Below are 18011 nucleotides of genomic sequence, written 5' to 3'. Positions count from 1 at the left end.
AGGAAGGTGTATGAGTAATTTCGCAACAGAGGTTGTAGCTAAAATCGAAGAGATAAAGAAAAGTACTCAAGCGGGTACTGCTCTAACTCAAGATGACCTCGAAGTACTATTCCTGGCCTCATTATTAGAAGAGGAAGGACATGGAAACAGCTAAGAAAGACAGTGTAGACATACCTCCACAAGAAGCTCAAAAGACAATCGCGATTGTTCAGATTCTCCGTCTAGGAGATATAATACAGACAATTCAAATGGCTAAGTCCCTAAGGGCTGAGTATGGTGATAAATACAAGCTACTTCTTATTGCGAGAAAGCAGTTTGCGAACCACCTCACCGAGCAAATTAAAGAAGTATTCGACGAATGTATTACCATTGATCTAAAAGATTTAGTTTTAAAAAGTCCTGTAGTTAATCTTGAAAACTCTTTAAAGAATATAAAAGAACTGAAAGATAGAATTTCCTCTCATAATATTGATGTTTGTATAAATTTATCTTACTCAAAAACGGCCAATTATCTAATGAGCCTAATTAAGGCCAATCATAAAGTCGGTCCTGTTTATGATACAGATGCCTCTATTAAGATTAAAGATAAATGGTCACAATACCTCTATGCCAATGTTCTAGAAACAAGCTTTAATTCATTTAACTTAGTAGACCTCTACAAGCTTATTGTTGGCGTGGCTCCTAAGAAAGATGAAAACAACACTGTAAATTCTGGACCAAAGAATAAAGTTTTTATTCATCCGTTCGCTTCTGACAAGAAAAAGGTATGGAGTGACACGAAGTGGGTTGAAGTTATCTTTAAATTTTTAAAAGACAATGAATCAAAGAAAGTCTTTATTGTTGGTGCCAAGTCAGACAGAGAGGCTTGCCAAAAAATAACATCGAGCCCTCTACTAAGTTCGTTCTCTAATAGAATTGTAGACCTTACAGGCAAGCATAATATAACAGAGCTTAAGAACTTATTTGATGACGACTCTATGTTTATTGGTCACGATTCAATGGTTAGTCACTTAGCTTCTTTAAAGAAGATTCCTATTATTACAATTTCACTTGGTCCAGTAAGAACAAGAGAAACAATACCCTATATCGATGGCGCCTATAGCTTGTCACCGCAGACAAAATGCTTTCCATGTAAGCCAGACACTTCATGTGACTTCTATCAATGTCATGCAGACATTCCCTACCAGGCCGTGAATGAAGTTCTTTCGTTGGTATCTAAAGGTGAAGAAGTTACTAAAGAGTTACTTAATAAGAACCTTTCTCACTTTCACTTAAACTCTATCAATATCTCTAGATCTAAGTACAACAACCTCGGTTTACTTAGCTTACAATCAGTACTCGGTAACGAAGTAACATATACTGAAACAATTCAAAAATTCTTTATGATTACTTGGAGCTATATTATCAATGAAGTCGAAGCTCATAGTGACTTCCCAGAAATAAGCGATAAAACACACCAGAGGATTCTTCAAGATATGCAGGGTTTACAGCAATTGTTTGAATTAAGTGAGTTTGGTAAAAAGTATTCAAGGTACATTCTTGAAGAAATTTCATCGAATACTCCAAATATCAATCAAATTAAAGATTACTCTAAGAAGGTTGATGAAATAGAACGCTTATCAGATATTGTCTCAGAAACATATCCACAGCTAAGCCCAATAATAAACTTTGGAAAAGTCTCTAGAGCAAATCTTCATGGAGAAAATTTAGTAGAATTAACTGAAAGCTCATTTTACTCTTTTCATGATCAAGCAAATGTAACAAGTGTAATGTACGAACTATGTGAAAAGACACTTACTCAGAATCAAAGAAATAAAAATATTAAACCTCAAGCAACAATAAGGTAGGAACCAGGATGGTCTCAGTAACTGTTAACAACAAAACAATTAATAAACCAGAGCATGATGCCAGCGTGAATGACTTAATGAACTTTGTTTTAAATGAAGTTCTTCACGATGATGAAGTGATTACTTCCATTGATATTGATGGCGTTCAACTTTCATATGAAGAAGAGCAATCTTCCCTTACTCTGCCAGTAGAAAGATATAAGGACATCAACTTTTCAACAACAAGTAGCTATGAGCTTGCATTTGATGCACTAAACGATTGCTCATCTTATATTGATACTATTGTCCAGAAGATTAGTCTTTACTCTGAATTTCAAAGTGAGAACAAGAAACACGAAGCCAATATGATGTTCGGTGAAGTTGTTGAAATCATGGATCTATATGTACAATTAATGGCTAAAATCTATAAGACAGTGAGAAGAAGACACCAAGAGCAATTGAAGAATACAAATACGTTTCAAACTCTAGAAATTCACCTTCTCTCTATTATGAAAGCGCTTATCCCTGCGAAAGAGAAAAACGACATAATTATGTTGAACGACTTGCTAGAGTATGAACTTATAGATAACCTGACTCAGTGGAAAATAAAGGCCATACCAGAGCTAAAAAAACTAAGAGATCTTTAAAGTTATACCTATCTGAAAGTATAGGAGGCGGTGTATTTGCAGCGTCTCCAAATATTGAATTCACTAAGTCTCAAATTCATTCTGATTATTCTATTTACCTAAATGATAACCTCTACGATATTCATAGAGGCGGCTCAATTATTGGTGAACCTGTTCTCAAAATTTCCTCTAAGACATCTCCTAAGGCCATCTACCAGCTCTTAAATGCTAGATATGATGGTAAAAACTATAAGAAGAGAAAATACTCTTCACTTACAACTTCTAATATTTCTAAAAATTCTTCCTCGGATCTAAAATTATTCATTGAAATTTTAGAATTTAAAAACTTTATTTTAAATCAATCTTTGAAAATTAAGGACACAAGCGAATTACCTGAATATATCTTACAATCAAAATTATTCAAGGCCTATCAATCGTGCCAAATAATAATTCACGAGAAGGGTAGTCCCATCATAGAAACATTCTTCTATGATACAAATCTAGGTCATAGTAAGAAAGAAATTGCTGTAACAACTTTCAGTAAAATCTTTAATCTTGTTAAAAAAAGTAAGAACAAACTTTTTAATCAATCTCAAATTCTAGAATCAGACATTGGTGTTGTAGGAACCTTTCTTGCAAAAGACATTGAATTATCTAAGCATTCAATTCTAGTTATCGTTTCAAGGAATGACTTTCTCCCTCCATCAGATATGGAGATTAATATTTTTAATTCTTCAGTAAGTTTTATTTCTGACGTAATTCAAAGTATTCTCATTGCTTCATTAAATAAGCTTAGAACAGAAGTGTACAAGTCTTTATTAGAGACTTATCCCAATCCTCTCTTTTTAGACAATACACCCCTTAATGATGCCGCGAGGTTCACCGACATTCAAGATTTAGATGAATTAAACTCTGTAGAGAATTTATCTGGAAAGAAATTTTTTGAAATTGGTATTGATAATGAGTCTAATACTTCTGACATCTATCATCATCAAAGGGTTTCACTCCTGGGTGAACTACTCAACACTTTAAAGCACGAACTCAGCAATCCTCTATTTGGGCTTAGTATGGCCTCTGATCTTTTATTACTTGAAGATTTCGATGAAGAGATGTCCTCAATAATTAAAGATATCTCTATCAACAGTAAAAGGTGTCAAACAATTATTGATAATTTCTCAAAGCTCTACCGAGAGGAAGATCACTATGATAAATTCAATATAAGAGATGTTATAAATGAAACAATTTTGCTCACCAAAAGTGAAAGCAAACAAATCCCAAAAGATTTAAATTTCTATAATTTCCAGAGTGAAGAAGATTTTATTATAAATTCAAACTCAACGTGGGTTTCTCAGATTTTATTTAATCTAGTTATTAACAGTTCTCAAGCCATTAAAAGTGCGCACACTGAATTTAGAAATCAGAAAATAGAAATCACAATTATAAAGAAACTTGAGGGAATAGAAATTAATGTTTCGGACACTGGTCCTGGAATTCCGGCCAAATTAAGAGAGCAAATCTTTAAACCTTTCATAACCACTAAAGAGAAGGGAACTGGCCTAGGGCTTAGTATCTGTTCAAACCTTATTAAAAAACTAAATGGCACAATCGAAATCACTCAAAAGGACGATATTGGTACTAGTGTATCTTTCACACTACCAATCACATAAGTAATGAATATTTTAGTAATAGAAGACGAGTTATTAATTCAAAAGTCATTAAAACGCCTGCTTGAAAAGAAAGGCGCTGAAGTTGACGTTTCCTCAACAGGTAAAGAGGCCATTGAAAAAATTCTAAGTAATCAATATGATCGCGTCATCTGTGACTTGATGCTTCAAGATATTACAGGATTTGATATTATCGAAGAGTCGAAAAAGAAGTACAATATTGAAGAAATTGGTAAGGTATTTGTAATCATTACGGCCTACAGCTCTCCACAAATACTAGAGAAAGCTAATTCATATGGATGTAAAGTTCTTGGAAAACCATTTGAGGATATTGAAGATGCCCTAATGGTATTTTTAAAAAGTGAGTAAAGTTTGAATTCAAAAGTAATTAAAAACATTGGTATTCTCCTAAAGCCAAGAAATGTATCAGAGTTTTCAACAACGATACCAAACTTAACTGAATGGCTAATAAGAAGAAAAAAGAATGTATCTTTCCTTGTAAAAGAACAATCACGAATTGAAACAATTTTTCAAAAAATTCCAAAGAACGTCAACTTCATTGAAGAAGAAGAAATTAACGGATTAGATCTCATTATAACCTTAGGTGGTGATGGTACAATAATTGGAGTAAGCCGAAAGTGTACAAAGAATTCACCTCCAATTTTTGGGGTGAATATGGGTAGACTTGGATTCATTACAGAATTTTCAAAAATTGAATACTTTGACGAACTCGCAAATACACTCAAAGGAACATTCAATATTGCCAAACTTCAACTTTATAGAGTTACTGTAACAAGAAGAGGGAAGGATATTTATAAAGGAAATTTTATTAATGATGTTGTTATTAATAAAAATAATATTTCTAGAATGTTCACATTAACAGTAGAGTGTGACTCAGAGTTAATATTTAATGTTTCTGGAGACGGACTTATTATAAGCTCTCCGATAGGGTCCACAGCCTACTCATTAGCTGCAGGAGGGCCAATCACTCATCCTGAAGTTAATGCCTTACTTCTAACCCCTATTTGTCCACATAGTCTTAACCATAGACCGCTAGTTATACCTGATACCAAAGAAATCGAAGTTAAATTTCCTGTTAAAGAAAGTCACTTAAGCCTAACTCTTGATGGTCAGGAAGCTGTAGATATAGAAAAAGGATGTATCGTAAAAATTTCAAAAGTGAAAAATAGCTACGCCAAAATAATTAAAAACAATGACAGAACATACTTCCAAACTTTAAAAGAAAAGCTTACACACGGACAGCGAGAAAGTAGATGAGAAAAGAAAAATTAATCCTAAAATCTCTTACAATGAATAATTTTGCAACCTTCGTTAATCAAGAGATTAACTTTTCCGAAGGATTTAATGTTATTGTCGGAGAAACAGGTTCAGGAAAGAGCTTAATTCTAGACGCCCTTCAATTAATTTTTGGAACAAGGGCAGATAAGAAGATAATAAGAAAAAACGAAGAGTTCGCAACTGTTGAGGCCGTTTTCATGTGTTCACACCCTGAAATCAAAGCTTACTTCAATGACCTTGGTCATCCTTTTTCTGAAGACGAAATTCTAATCAAAAGAATCATCACAAGTGAAGGCTCATCAAAGGCCTACTTAAACTTTCAACAATGTTCTTTGCAGACACTTACCACAATCTCTAAGAGATACGTGGATCTTGTCGGTCAGTTTGATAATCAAAAACTTCTTAGTGAGGACTATCAAATGGCGCTCTTAGATGACTACAGCGAAAAATCACAAGAGACTTTAGAGTTTCAAACTCTCTACAAAAATCTTTCACTACTTGAGAGTCAACTAATAGAACTTGTTGAAATGAATAAAACAAAGTCACAAAGAAAAGACTACCTTGAATTTCAAATATCAGAACTTGAAAAAGTTAATCCTAGTGCTCAAGAAGAAGAATCTCTTATCGCCAAGAAAAGCCAAATACTAGATCATCAAAAAAAGGCAGAATCATTCACTGAGGCCAACTATATTTTAAGTGAATCAAACAATAGTATACTTACTCTTATAAATAAATTTGATCTCCAAACTAGTCGCTATGATCTCTTATCTAATGAGGAATCTGAACTATTGGCCGACGCGAAAGAGTTATTATCAGATCTATCTTTTTCGATTTCAAAAAAATTGGACTTCGAACATGATGACGAAGAGCTACAAGAAATCATTGAAAAACTTGATTCCTATCAAAAACTTAAAAGAAAGTTTAATGTGGAAACCCAAGAACTTGAGTCTATCTACAACAATTTTAAAGAAGAACACTTATTGCTTGAAAATTCTGATATTGAAGTTAAGAAACTGACTGAGAAAATAAATTCAGTTAAAGAGCTCTGCTGGACAAAGGCGAATGCACTCCATTCAAGTAGAAAAGAGTTTTCAAAGAAACTCTCTATTGAACTAACAAAGAAGGTTAGAAAACTTCGAATGAGTGGTGCCACAATAAAAGTTGAATTAGAGGAAACAAAAACTCTTTCCAAGAACGGTATTTCTAAAATCTCTTTCAACGCAGAAACAAACTCTGGAGAAGGATTCTTTAAAGTGAAAGAGATCGCCTCAGGTGGTGAACTTTCCCGAATTCTTCTTTCTCTAAGACAAATTTTGTCTAAAGCTGATACTGTTTCCGTTTTTCTATTCGATGAAATTGACACTGGAATAGGGGGAGAGACTGCAATCTCTATAGGAAAAGCTCTTGAAGAAGTATCAACGGCTTCACAAGTAATTGCTATTACCCACCTGCCACAAATTGCTAAATTTTCAAAAACTTTAATTGATGTATCCAAGAAAGAAGAGAAAAATAGAACTTACTCTTATACATCAGAGGTCGATACTAGAGAAAGAGAACAGTATATTAGAGATATGGCGCAATTATAAATCTACAAACTTTGCTCCACTCTCACTAACGAAAATAAACGTTTTTGAGGACGGAGCAAATCCGTTATTTATATAAAATCGATCATCACTTAGTTCATAAAAATCTTTGCAATGACTATGTCCACAGACAAGACCCGTTACCTCTTGGTGATTTTTCAAATACACTTCCGACGATCTTCTAAACTTATTTTTGACAAACTCTTGTCCCTCTGGACTCAGCTCATATTTATGTAGATTATTATTTCGAGACTTACTCGAGGCCCTATGACCTATCCACTCTATCAAATGAAAAGGGACAATATAATCTCCAAGAAATTTCATAATTTTATTATTAATTGTTCTTTTATACTTTCTATACTTTTCATTCTCTATTTCAACGTCATCACCATGTGTAAATCTCACGACTTTATTATCCACGGAAATGTCATAGAAAGTTTTTACGTGAACAAACATCGACTTATCTAGCTTGAGTTTCTTTATTGATTTTCGGATAAGTCTTTCAATGTGAAAGTCATGATTCCCCTCGATATAGACGACTTTTGTCCCTCTTTCTACTGCGGACCTTATCAAGTGAAAGAACTCATTGTACTTCTTAAGATATTGTGTTTTCCCTCCAATTAATATGTCGAAGATATCCCCATTTAAGATAATAAAGTTGGATGCTTTCACGCTCTCGTGTTCGAAGAATTTTTTTAATAATGAAAAATTAGTGTCTGAGGATTCCTTTACGTGCACATCAGAAATAGAAGTAATGATCATTAACTATCAATATCACAGACTAGTTTTTTTTGTCCATTTATCAATCTTAGAATTTCTTTTTTGACGAGTGTTGTATTACCCTCAAACGTTAGAGACAAGCGAGAGCCCCCATATGGATTTTTTTCATCTTGATAAGGATTTAGCTTAACAAGTCCTGCCACTTTTACCTTTAATGTTAATGTTTTAAGTGGAAATGAGACGTCTACATCCTCTATCATTTCTCCAATATCAAACTTCTTCATTTCATTCTTGGTCAAAATAACGGAAAAACCACCAACGCCAATATCATTACAAGACTTCTTAAAAGTTAGTCCTTTATGTTTGATATTTATATTCATCGGAATGAATGGGTCAACTCTCTCTGATTTACGTCTATCATAGAACTTATGAAACTTTGGAAAAGAAACTATTAGGTCATCATCATAACCCATAAATTCAGTTTCAAACAAAAGTGACATTTGCGGTACAGCGATATTAATTTTTCCACTGCCACCAAGAAGATCTTCTAGGTATGATCTACTCATTGCTGTTGGAGATAAAATAATTCTTTTTTGATTGAATTTGATTGATTTGAATTGAAGATCTGCCTTAACGATGTGACCACCAAACGAACCCCAAGCGTAAACAGAATACTTGCTCTTAAAGGCTTCAAGTATTTCATTCTTTATAATTTCTTGGTCTTCAATTTTTAGTAGCTTACTCATCTTATTTCCTTTCCTTCCCTAAGACCCACCCTTACCGTAGCAAGAGTGGGTTGGGCTTAAGTGGAACTTTCGTTCCTTAGGGCTTAGGAAGTGTGGGTGACTAGCACCCACATTTTTTAATTATCCAATTAATCTTAATGCTGAGTTCGGTATTTGGTTAGCTTGAGCTAGTGAAGCAACTGCCGCACTTTTTACAACATTAGCTGATGCCATGCTTGCAGTTTCTGCTGCCACATCCACATCTTCAATAACCGATCTTGCACTTTCTTGATTGATCGTTTGCGTCTCTAGGTTTGCAACCGTTGACTGTAGTCTCGATTGAATTGAACCTAAGTTTGCTCTATGACCTGATACTGCTTTAATTGCACCATCTATATTTTCGATCGCATCTAAGGCATCACCTTTATCAGCGATTGAAGTTCCACCAATTCCAATTTCATCTGCAGTTGCATTAGCAGCATCGGAATCGAATCCAATTCTATTTTGTTCTCCAGAGTAAGTTCCTACTTGAATATCAAGTACTCCTCCACCTTCGCCATTTAAAAGATTAGTTCCGTTAAATGTCGTTGACTCTGCAATTCTATCTACTTCTGTTGATAGTTGTTGATACTCTAGGTCTAGAAAACCTCTCTCGTCTTCACCAACTGTATCTGAAGCGGCTTGGATCGTTAGTTCTCTTAGACGTACTAAGATGTTTGAAACTTCGTTTAAACCACCTTCTGCAGTCTGAACCATTGAAACACCGTCGTTCGCATTTCTCGTAGCCTGTCTAAGGCCTTGTGTTTGAGCTTTTAGGTTAGTCGCAATCGCTAAACCTGCTGCATCGTCAGATGCCTTGTTAACTCTTTTACCAGATGAAAGTTTTTCTAAACTTTCTTGACTCTTGTTTGACACTTCACTTAAATTTTTCTGAACTGACTGTGATGCCATATTCGTTGCAATTCTTAAACCCATGATATTCCTCCTAAGAATATTTATTTTTTTCCCTAAGCCGTCCGACCTTTTTTGTCAGACAATAACTTTATCGCCCACTCACGAAAATACTTTAGCCATTCGCTCGGTTAATCTCTAAAAAAATGATAAATTTTAATATTATTAGTGACTTATGAAGAAACTTTTTTGGTACGGTATTTGCTATTAATGTAATTACTCAATATTGGCATGAAAAAAATGGCACTTAATTATGGCAAATGTATTGAAAATAAAAAAGGCCCCTCTATATAAGAGGGGCCTTCTGACTTTAATTGAATTTTTAATGTACTAACTATTAACCAACTAACTTTAGAGCTGCATTTTGTGAGCTATTCGCTTGTGCTAGAACCGAAGTTGAAGCAGAAGTTAGAATATTCGCTTTAGTTAACTCAGATGATGTTTGCGCAATATCTGTGTCTCTAATTCTAGAATTGGCTGCACTTAAGTTTTCATTCTTTACATCTAGATTAGAAATCGTTGATTGAAGTCTATTCTGTAAAGCACCTAAGTTTGCTCTATTCCCGTTAATTTTATTTAACGCTGAATCGATACTCTCTAAGTTTTCCTGAGCACCTTCTTTAGAACCTACGCTTAAACCAGCGATACCAATTGCATCTGCCGAAGCAGCTGAATCTTGTGGTCTATAAGAGATTCTATCATTGAAATCATCATTCATAATTCCAACTTGAAAGTCTGCCGTCTCACCTTCACCAGTTAATAGATCACGTCCGTTAAACTTAGTTGATCCAGCAATTCTATCAACCTCTTGTACAAGGTTTTGGAATTCTAAATCAGAGAACGATCTTTCTTGGTCACCAATAGTATCAGAAGCTGCTTGTACTGAAAGTTCTCTCAGTCTTACCAAAATATTTGATACTTCGTTTAGTCCACCTTCAGCCGTTTGAATCATAGAGATACCGTCTCCAGCATTTCTCTTCGCTTGTTGCGACCCTCTGATATTTGCTTTTAGTTTCTCACTAATCGCTAGACCTGCGGCATCGTCACTTGCTTTATTAATTCTACTACCTGAAGCCATCTTTTCAAGATTTGCGCCTTGCTCTTCTTTTACGATTCCTAAACTTCTCTGTGCTGCTAATGATTGTACATTTGTGTTAATTCTTAAACCCATTTTAATCTCCTCGAAACATATTTTACCTCCGTGAAAAGTTGAATCAAACAGCCGTGTCTGATCTTTAAAAGGCTCACCCCACATGAGCCAGGTAATAACCTAAACGGTTACTCGGAAATATACTTGAGTAAAAAGTGGAAAAATTTGCCGTAAAAACAATGGGTTATAGTGGACTGCTTTACTCGGCTACTTGCAAGTCTCTAAAAAGATTCGTCATTCTACTAAAACTAAAAAGCTCATCACAATATTTAATTTTAAATATTTTTGAGCGAATCGATAAATTCACGAATATATAATTTTGATCAAAGAAGAAGTGTTTATTGGTATTGATATAGAGTGAATCCAAATTCAGCCCTTCTATAGAACTTATAATAAAAACTGATCGCTTTCTCTTTAAAGAATTACTTAAAGCTTTTAAGAAGAGAGTTTGAGTTAATTTACTGGGAAGAGAAATGTAATTATGCGAAGGCCTTTCGTTAAGTAGTATGTAATCGTATTCATCATTAAACTTAGCACTTATTATTTTACTGCCATTTGAAATAATCACGTAGGATTACTCCCTACCCTGAACAGATGAAATAATTCCCGTTGTTGAATATCCATCCACAAAAATAAGGCTTTTAACTTCTCCTCCCTTTGCTGTAACAATATCATGACCTACGATATCTGAAATTTTCCAATCTCCACCCTTAACAAGAACATCTGGCTGAACTGCTTCTATCAGTTCATAAGGAGTATCTTCCTCAAAGGCCTCAACAAAGTCGACACAACGAAGATTTTCGAGAATATATTTTCTATCTTTTTCTTTATTTATAGGACGTGATTCACCTTTAAGTCTCTTAATACTTGCATCTGAATTCAATCCCATAAAAAGTAGATCACCTTGCTTCTTTGCTTCATTTAAATAAACAACGTGCCCTGAATGAAGAATATCAAAGCAACCATTGGTAAATACAATTTTCTTCTCTTTATTATCTTCTAGGAATTTCTTTGCTTCTGCGGATAGATTAAACATTTTCAATAATTTTTGTATCTGTTAATTTACCTTGAAAATCAATGAGACAAGGTAATCCTAAAGTTACAAATGAAAGAATTGTTATAAATGCTCTAAGAAAACTGTCTTTTAGCAAAGTAGATTTACCATCTTCTCTGGCCAACTTTAACTTTAGTAAAGCTTTTCCTGGTGTTGCCTGTAAATCTAAAATAGAAAAATAACTAAGATAGAAAATTGAAAAAGATACGCTTCCAAAAATAGCTAAATCATTTGCACCTATAATTTCATAAAACTTAGAAAAAGATAATCCCGACACAAGAACAAAGAGCGACATTAGACCTGCACTAATTGCTGCGACAATAACCACATCAATTAACCAAGCAGAAAATTGTAATATCGGAGCCGCTGACTTTACTTTCTTTTTCTTTGTTGCAAAGTCAGAAGCTTTCAACTTTGGAGCCTCTTCAACAACTTGAGACTCAGAATAGAAAGCTGAAAGAGAATTCATAGACTCTAAACCATTTCTCGTGATTCCCTCATTACTAACACCTAGGTTTGTAGTCCTCGATGCGGATGAAGTATCTCTTGAAACTGAAATATGTTGATTTCTCTTATTTGATTGTGGAAGAATTCCATTCTTTCTTTCTTCATGGTGAAACCCTAGACCTTCATTTAAAGGCTTAAAGTCGAAATCATCAAAATTAAACTCACTATTAAAAACAACTTCTTTTACTTCTTTGTTTTCACTTGAATTTAAATTTCCCATTAACTCACCCATGAATTTTGTTTAAGTGTCTTTTTATAGGTTCTCATAAAAGACATAAAGCATCAATCAAAAACTCTTTAATATATAGCCACTTGCAACGGCAAAAGCCGTTGGCGCCCTCATTATATTTGTATCAAGATTTATCGTAGTAACATTTGCATATCCATTAATAGTCTTCTCTTCTTCACCCGAGAAACCTGCTTCAGGTCCAATGATCATCAAGACCTCTCCTTCAAATACTTTTGAATTAGAGTTAGTTGCTGAAAATGTTGAAAAATGCACGATATTTAGATATTTTTCAAAAACCTCTTCAAATGAAGAAACCTCAAGAAAGTTAATTTTAAAAGGATTATTGGATTGTACGATTGCACTTTCTTCGAGTCTTTCAACTCTCTCTCCAATTTCAATGGTCTGCTGGGAATACTCACTTCTAAATAAGTAGAGATTCTTAATCCCTATTTCTGCTGCCATCTTAACAATTGATTCAAAAGCTTCTTTCTTTGGAAGACCTAGAAATAAACTAAGCTTCCTCTCATCGACAACCTCTTCAACAGTGATTACATTAAAAGTTAATGATTTTCTATCGATGTGTTTAATCTCGACTTCACACTTACTACCAAGTCCATTTAAAATTAGAACTTTTTCAAATTTCTTTATTCTAATAACTTTAATTAAGTGGCGAGCACTATCCCCTTCAAGCAATAGATCTTTTCCAATATCATCAATTGTAAATTTTCTTTCTAAAAGTACTGCTCTCATAACTTCTTTAAGAGAATTGCTGACCAATCATCTTTACTTAGAACTGAAATCATTTCAAGATCATTGTATTCTTTTATAATTCCCTCGACCTGATGATTTAATAAGCCCGAAATAATAAGAAATCCTCCACTCTCTAGAGAGTCTAATAAAACTTCTTTTTCTAATAGAAGAACATTTTCTAAAATATTTGCAAACACCAATTTATGTTTTCTATCAGTTACAAACTTTGTTCTGCTAACAAGACTAGTTCCTGTTAGATCTCTACCTTCAAAATTGAGCTCTAAGTTTTGCAAACAATTATTTAAAGCAAGAGGATCGATATCACAAAAGATAACAGGTAGATTTAGCTTCTTTATAGCTGCTATTCCTAATATTCCAGAACCACAGCCAAAATCTAAACACGAGTCCTCTTTAGTTAAACTTGAAAGAGTATCCATAAAAAGCTTCAAGCAAAGATACGTTGTCTGGTGTTCACCAGTTCCAAACCCCATTCCTGGATAGATAAATACACATTCACTATCTTTTCTTGTCGTCTTTTCCTTTTCCCACTCAGGAATAACGACAAGTTGATCATGAACATTTATTTCTGCGTAGTGTTTTCTCCACTCTTGATTCCAGTCATCCCAAGGCTTCTCGTTAAGCTCAACTAGAGAAGTTATCTCCTTCTCTTTCACAAAACTTAAGAACGTCTCAGCATTCTCTTTAATATTTTCTGACTCATAGAAATAATATACAAGACTTAAATATTCATCGCTTGCTACACCATCAACTTCATCAATAACGGACTCTGGAATATCTCCCCCAGAATAGGCCCTCTCACCGAGTATTCTATCAACTGTTGGCTCATCAATGCTGAACTCTTGAACGCCATCACAATCGAACTCATTCATCGCCTGAAAGTTTAACTCTTCTAATTTCTCTGGAGTTACTTTTTGAAATACCACTCTTACTTCATAAAATTTCTTATCATTCACAATCATTAACCATATCTAAAAGCGGAAGGAAGCTCCCATTTGGTTGTATATCAATATTCTTAATACAACTTCTTCCTATCCATATAATATTTGGGTGCCAGAGGTTTATATAAGAATATTCACGGTTTGAAATCTCTAAAGCCTGTTTATAGTAATTATTTCTCTTCTCTTCATTCTGCTCTACAGTCGCCTTATCTATATAATTATCGAACTCTTTATTTACGAAAAATCCACGATTTGCACCATCAGGAGGTATTGAACCACTATGAAATACGAATCGCATGATTGCTGGACCTGTAAATCCCACCCATTGGCCAATGACTAAATCGAAGTTTCCTTGCTTCAGGTTACGATAGAATGTTCCCCACTCTTGCACAGAGACAGTTACAAAAACTCCCCCTTTTTTAAGATAATCCTTCATTGTTTCAACAGTCTCAATTGTATTCTTATTATTTGAAACTCTAAAAGTAAGAGCTAATTCCTTACCATTCTTGGCCCATATTCCTCTTTCATTCTTAGCAAATCCTGCTTCCTTAAAAAGTTTCGCACTTTCTTTTTCACTATAGTCATCAACTCCATTCTCAATATACATAGCCGTGAAAGCTTTCGAGAAAAAACTAGATGCCGGGCTCGCCGTCCCTTTTAGTTTATATTTAATTATTTTCTTTCTCGGAATAAGTAGTGAGATTGCTTTTCTTACCTTTAACTCTTTTAGAAATTCATTCTTATGATTTATTCCCATATAGATTAGATTTGTTCCTTCTACATTATGGAAATCAATCCCTTCTACATTTTCTTTTAACCAGAAGAGTTTTCGAGGAGAAATTGTTGCTAAAGAAAGATCAATCTCTTTGTTAATCAGTTTTAGTGCCAAAGTCGTTTCATCCTTAACAACTTTAAACACAAGCGTGTCTCTCCCCTTTACTAAAGGCTCTAGAGTAACTTCTAGTTCAGATTCGATCTTTATTTTATATGGTCCAGCGCCAACAATACTTTTATAAGAAATATTTGGCTTAATATCTTCTTTCTTTATTTTAATAATTTTAAGTAGCGCCAAATCTGAAAGATTATCAGGGTTAAAACTATCGTAAATAAGCTCCAGCTCAAACTCGTTAATTATTTTCACATCAACAATTCGTTTAAGGCCATACTCAAACTTAGATTTTATAATTTCTTTATCTGTAAAATATTTCCACGAGTTATACACATCTTTTGCACTTACAACTTCCCCATCCCAAAACTTAATATTCTTTTTAAGCTTAAAGTTTATTATATGTTTTTTTCCTTCCATTCTTTCTTTGTATGATTCGCAAAATCTACAAACAAAACTCATCTCCTTACTAAAATCAGTAAGTGTTATATGAACAAGGCGATTTATATTTTGTGAATTAGCATCAGTCGCATAAAAGGGACTTAAGTTAGAAGGTGCTGATGAAATGGCCATTTTTATTGATTTTGCCTCTATTATCCCAATAGACGGCAAAAGCCCTAGGCTTAAAATTAGTAAAGATCTTCTAAGTCGCTTAAATTGCATTAACTTTCCCTGTTTTGCAACGAGTAAATTTTATCCTCATCATTGTTATAAGTGCATATTATTATTATGTTAGCTTAAGTCGATTTTTACAACTTCATTGGAGAAAAATTGTGTATCTAATAGGTATCTCTGGGGGCTCTGGCTCTGGAAAGACGACATTTGCAAACAAGCTTATCGATATGGTCTCTGAAGATATATCTATTCTCCATATGGACTCTTATTATCTTCATGAGCAACCAGAAATTCACTACACCGCAAAAGGGAATCCAAACTATGATCATCCTGCTGCATTTGACTGGGAACTACTAAGAACTCATCTAACTGAATTAAAAAAGGGTAATTCGATTGAAGTTCCAGTATATGATTTTGTTTCATCATCACGCTTAGAGAAAACAAAAACATTAAAGCCTACAGATGTTATTGTTTTTGAAGGAATTTTTTCTATCTTTGATAAAGAACTCCGAGAACTCTTAGACATACGTTGCTTCTTACACGTTGATGCAGACATTAGAATTGCAAGACGTATTAATAGAGACGTAAATGAGAGAGGACGATCTCTACAATCTGTCATTGCCCAATACTATGAAACAGTAAGACCAATGTATAACAAGTTTCTAGCGCCTCAGAAAGATTATGCTGACTTCATCATTGGAGAAGAAACTGATATTGCAGCTTCAATTCTCTCAGCAAAAGTTAATGAACTCTATCAAGTTGGAAAGTATTGTTTAACTGAAACAAAACTTAACAGGGCAGGGCTTGACCTTGATAATCACCAGGTAAATATTAATCATGAGTAAGAGTATATTAGAGATTCAACCTGTCGGTGGTGTTGGCCAAATTGGTTCAAACATGACGAGATTTATAGGGGAGAATACTAATATTATAGTCGATGCAGGAATTCTCTTTCCTAGTGAAGACTTCTTTGACATTAATTATCTAATTCCTGATTTATCAGAGCTTGCTCAAGATCCTCCAACTGACCTTGTTATAACTCACGGTCACGAAGATCATATTGGTGCGATCATTCACGTGATAGATCGTTTTCCCGATATCACTATTCATGCGCCAAGATTTGCAGCATTACTTATTAGAAAAAAACTCGATTATGCAAAAATGTCTAAGAAGATATTTGAATATCAGTCTGAGTCTATTTTAGAGTTTAGAGATTTTAATATATACCCAATACATGTTAATCACTCCATCCCTGATACTTTTGGACTCTTAATTAAAGATAAGAAGAACAGACAATGTACACTTATGGTTTCAGATTTTAAGGTCGACTCACAATCACCATACGAAAGGGAATTTGATTTTAAAAAACTTATCAATCTCTCTAAAGATTGTTTAACAAGAATTATCCTTGCTGATAGTACGAATATTATTTCTACTAACTTAAATACGCCTTCAGAAGGAATGATTCTCCCAAACTTCAAAAAGATTTTTAAAGAAGACTACGATAATATTTATCTTACATGCTTTAGCTCAAACGTTCATAGAGTTATGTCTGTTATTGAAGCCGCAAAAGAGTCGGGGAGACGAGTACTTCTCTATGGAAGATCAATGATTAGTTACGCTCAGTCTGCTGTTGAACGAGGACTCATGATTGATTCCGATTTTTATACTGATCAAGCGTCTCTCCCCAACAAGAAAAAGCTTGTTGTTCTTCTTAGTGGGTGTCAGGGTGATTTCAGAGGAACATTTAGAAGAGTTGCAAAAGGTGAGGATACGCATTTTAAACCAACGGCGAAAGACCTCTTTGTTTTAAGCTCAAAATCTATTCCTGGAAATGAGAAGAAAATATCTCTTCTAGAAAATGAAATAACGGAGAAGGGGATAGATATAATTTCTGCCAGAGATGAATTAATTCATGTATCAGGACATCCGGGAAGAAATGACCTTCTCACTGTTTATAATCATTTTCAGCCAGATTATATAGTTCCTATTCATGGCGAATCTCTATTTATTAAGAAGCATATTGAATTTATTAAAAAAGAGTTTCCAAAGGCCCATCCGATTCAACTTTCAAACTTTGATCAACTAAGTATTAGTTCAAAGCTAGAAGTAACTCTTAAAGAATGCAGCCCTCTACAACCAATTCTTATTCATGGAAAAGGAATAGAAATTGAAAGAGAGAATATCTCAAGGAGAAGAAAGCTCGCGACCACAGGCTCTATTTTTATTTCAATTAAAACTGATAGTTTGCTAAAGAGAAAAGTACAATTTGAATATAGTTTTGATGGACTACCAAATTCATTTAATTCAAATAGAGAAGACTTTAACACTCTTTTAAGTAATGAATTGGTTGGAAGAAAAATTAAACTCCTTGAAAAAACTGCGGATGAAATAAGGATTGCAGTTAGACGTTACGCGCAAAACCTTCTTGGCTACAAACCTATTACCATTGTCCACTTCGTATAGT

18 protein-coding genes are annotated in these 18011 nt (G+C 34.1%); 9 read left to right on the top strand and 9 right to left on the bottom strand.

The genetic code is table 11. From position 1 onward, the window contains the following. Positions 1-10 precede the first annotated feature (10 nt). Genes CES88_RS08940 through CES88_RS08910 form a run of 7 tightly spaced genes read left to right on the top strand, consistent with a single transcriptional unit; the run spans position 11 to position 7001 of the window. Complete coding sequence (locus CES88_RS08940; RefSeq protein ID WP_290733518.1) at positions 11-154, top strand: hypothetical protein; 144 nt, start codon at positions 11-13, stop codon at positions 152-154. After that, positions 141-1847 carry a glycosyltransferase family 9 protein gene (locus CES88_RS08935; RefSeq protein ID WP_290733515.1) on the top strand — a complete coding sequence of 569 codons (1707 nt, stop codon included), beginning with the start codon at positions 141-143 and terminating at the stop codon, positions 1845-1847. Before CES88_RS08940 ends, CES88_RS08935 begins: the two co-directional genes overlap by 14 nt. A gap of 8 nt (positions 1848-1855) precedes the next feature. Beyond that, on the top strand, positions 1856-2473 hold the full coding sequence (locus CES88_RS08930; protein ID WP_290733513.1) for a hypothetical protein: 618 nt from the start codon (positions 1856-1858) through the stop codon (positions 2471-2473). Further along, positions 2425-4119 (top strand): HAMP domain-containing sensor histidine kinase, encoded by a 1695-nt coding sequence (locus CES88_RS08925; RefSeq protein ID WP_290733511.1) that lies wholly within the window; start codon positions 2425-2427, stop codon positions 4117-4119. The genes CES88_RS08930 and CES88_RS08925 overlap by 49 nt, the downstream gene beginning before the upstream one ends. 3 nt (positions 4120-4122) lie before the next feature. Further along, a complete protein-coding gene (locus tag CES88_RS08920) occupies positions 4123-4485 on the top strand; it encodes a response regulator (RefSeq protein WP_290733509.1) in 363 nt (120 codons plus the stop codon). A gap of 3 nt (positions 4486-4488) precedes the next feature. Continuing rightward, positions 4489-5394 (top strand): NAD(+)/NADH kinase, encoded by a 906-nt coding sequence (locus CES88_RS08915; RefSeq protein ID WP_290733507.1) that lies wholly within the window; start codon positions 4489-4491, stop codon positions 5392-5394. Next, positions 5391-7001 (top strand): AAA family ATPase, encoded by a 1611-nt coding sequence (locus tag CES88_RS08910; RefSeq protein WP_290733505.1) that lies wholly within the window; start codon positions 5391-5393, stop codon positions 6999-7001. Before CES88_RS08915 ends, CES88_RS08910 begins: the two co-directional genes overlap by 4 nt. Here the strand turns inward: CES88_RS08910 and CES88_RS08905 are convergent. From CES88_RS08905 to CES88_RS08865, 9 genes are all read right to left on the bottom strand, one after another. Then, positions 6996-7760: a metallophosphoesterase gene (locus CES88_RS08905; protein WP_290733503.1), complete on the bottom strand. Its 765-nt coding sequence runs from the start codon at positions 7758-7760 to the stop codon at positions 6996-6998. The two genes, CES88_RS08910 and CES88_RS08905, sit on opposite strands and share 6 nt — an antisense overlap. Further along, on the bottom strand, positions 7760-8464 hold the full coding sequence (locus CES88_RS08900) for a PilZ domain-containing protein (protein ID WP_290733502.1): 705 nt from the start codon (positions 8462-8464) through the stop codon (positions 7760-7762). The genes CES88_RS08905 and CES88_RS08900 overlap by 1 nt, the downstream gene beginning before the upstream one ends. Positions 8465-8584: 120 nt before the next feature. Further along, the gene (locus CES88_RS08895) at positions 8585-9418 is read right to left on the bottom strand and encodes a flagellin (protein ID WP_290733500.1); all 834 of its coding nucleotides are present in this window, start codon (positions 9416-9418) and stop codon (positions 8585-8587) included. Positions 9419-9731: 313 nt separating this feature from the next. Next, positions 9732-10565 (bottom strand): flagellin, encoded by an 834-nt coding sequence (locus tag CES88_RS08890; RefSeq protein WP_290733498.1) that lies wholly within the window; start codon positions 10563-10565, stop codon positions 9732-9734. A gap of 553 nt (positions 10566-11118) precedes the next feature. Next, positions 11119-11580, bottom strand: a complete 462-nt coding sequence (gene rfaE2 / locus CES88_RS08885; RefSeq protein ID WP_290733496.1) for a D-glycero-beta-D-manno-heptose 1-phosphate adenylyltransferase — start codon at positions 11578-11580, stop codon at positions 11119-11121. Continuing rightward, the gene (locus tag CES88_RS08880; protein WP_290733494.1) at positions 11573-12325 is read right to left on the bottom strand and encodes an RDD family protein; all 753 of its coding nucleotides are present in this window, start codon (positions 12323-12325) and stop codon (positions 11573-11575) included. The genes rfaE2 and CES88_RS08880 overlap by 8 nt, the downstream gene beginning before the upstream one ends. A 66-nt stretch (positions 12326-12391) precedes the next feature. Next, a complete protein-coding gene (locus tag CES88_RS08875) occupies positions 12392-13084 on the bottom strand; it encodes an RsmE family RNA methyltransferase (protein WP_290733492.1) in 693 nt (230 codons plus the stop codon). Beyond that, positions 13081-14064 carry a 50S ribosomal protein L11 methyltransferase gene (locus CES88_RS08870; protein WP_290733490.1) on the bottom strand — a complete coding sequence of 328 codons (984 nt, stop codon included), beginning with the start codon at positions 14062-14064 and terminating at the stop codon, positions 13081-13083. The genes CES88_RS08875 and CES88_RS08870 overlap by 4 nt, the downstream gene beginning before the upstream one ends. Beyond that, positions 14051-15592, bottom strand: coding sequence for an ABC transporter substrate-binding protein (locus tag CES88_RS08865; protein ID WP_290733488.1), 1542 nt, complete (start codon positions 15590-15592; stop codon positions 14051-14053). The genes CES88_RS08870 and CES88_RS08865 overlap by 14 nt, the downstream gene beginning before the upstream one ends. A 110-nt stretch (positions 15593-15702) precedes the next feature. Here CES88_RS08865 and udk point away from each other — a divergent pair, with 110 nt between their 5' ends. Both udk and CES88_RS08855 read left to right on the top strand, forming a co-directional pair. After that, positions 15703-16389 (top strand): uridine kinase, encoded by a 687-nt coding sequence (gene udk, locus CES88_RS08860; protein ID WP_290733486.1) that lies wholly within the window; start codon positions 15703-15705, stop codon positions 16387-16389. Next, positions 16382-18010 (top strand): ribonuclease J, encoded by a 1629-nt coding sequence (locus CES88_RS08855; RefSeq protein WP_290733484.1) that lies wholly within the window; start codon positions 16382-16384, stop codon positions 18008-18010. The genes udk and CES88_RS08855 overlap by 8 nt, the downstream gene beginning before the upstream one ends. Position 18011 lies beyond the last annotated feature (1 nt).

Origin of the sequence: Halobacteriovorax sp. JY17, assembly GCF_002753895.1 — a bacterium.
Taxonomy (GTDB): Bacteria; Bdellovibrionota; Bacteriovoracia; order Bacteriovoracales; family Bacteriovoracaceae; genus Halobacteriovorax.
This window is presented reverse-complemented; position numbering and strand designations above follow the sequence as displayed.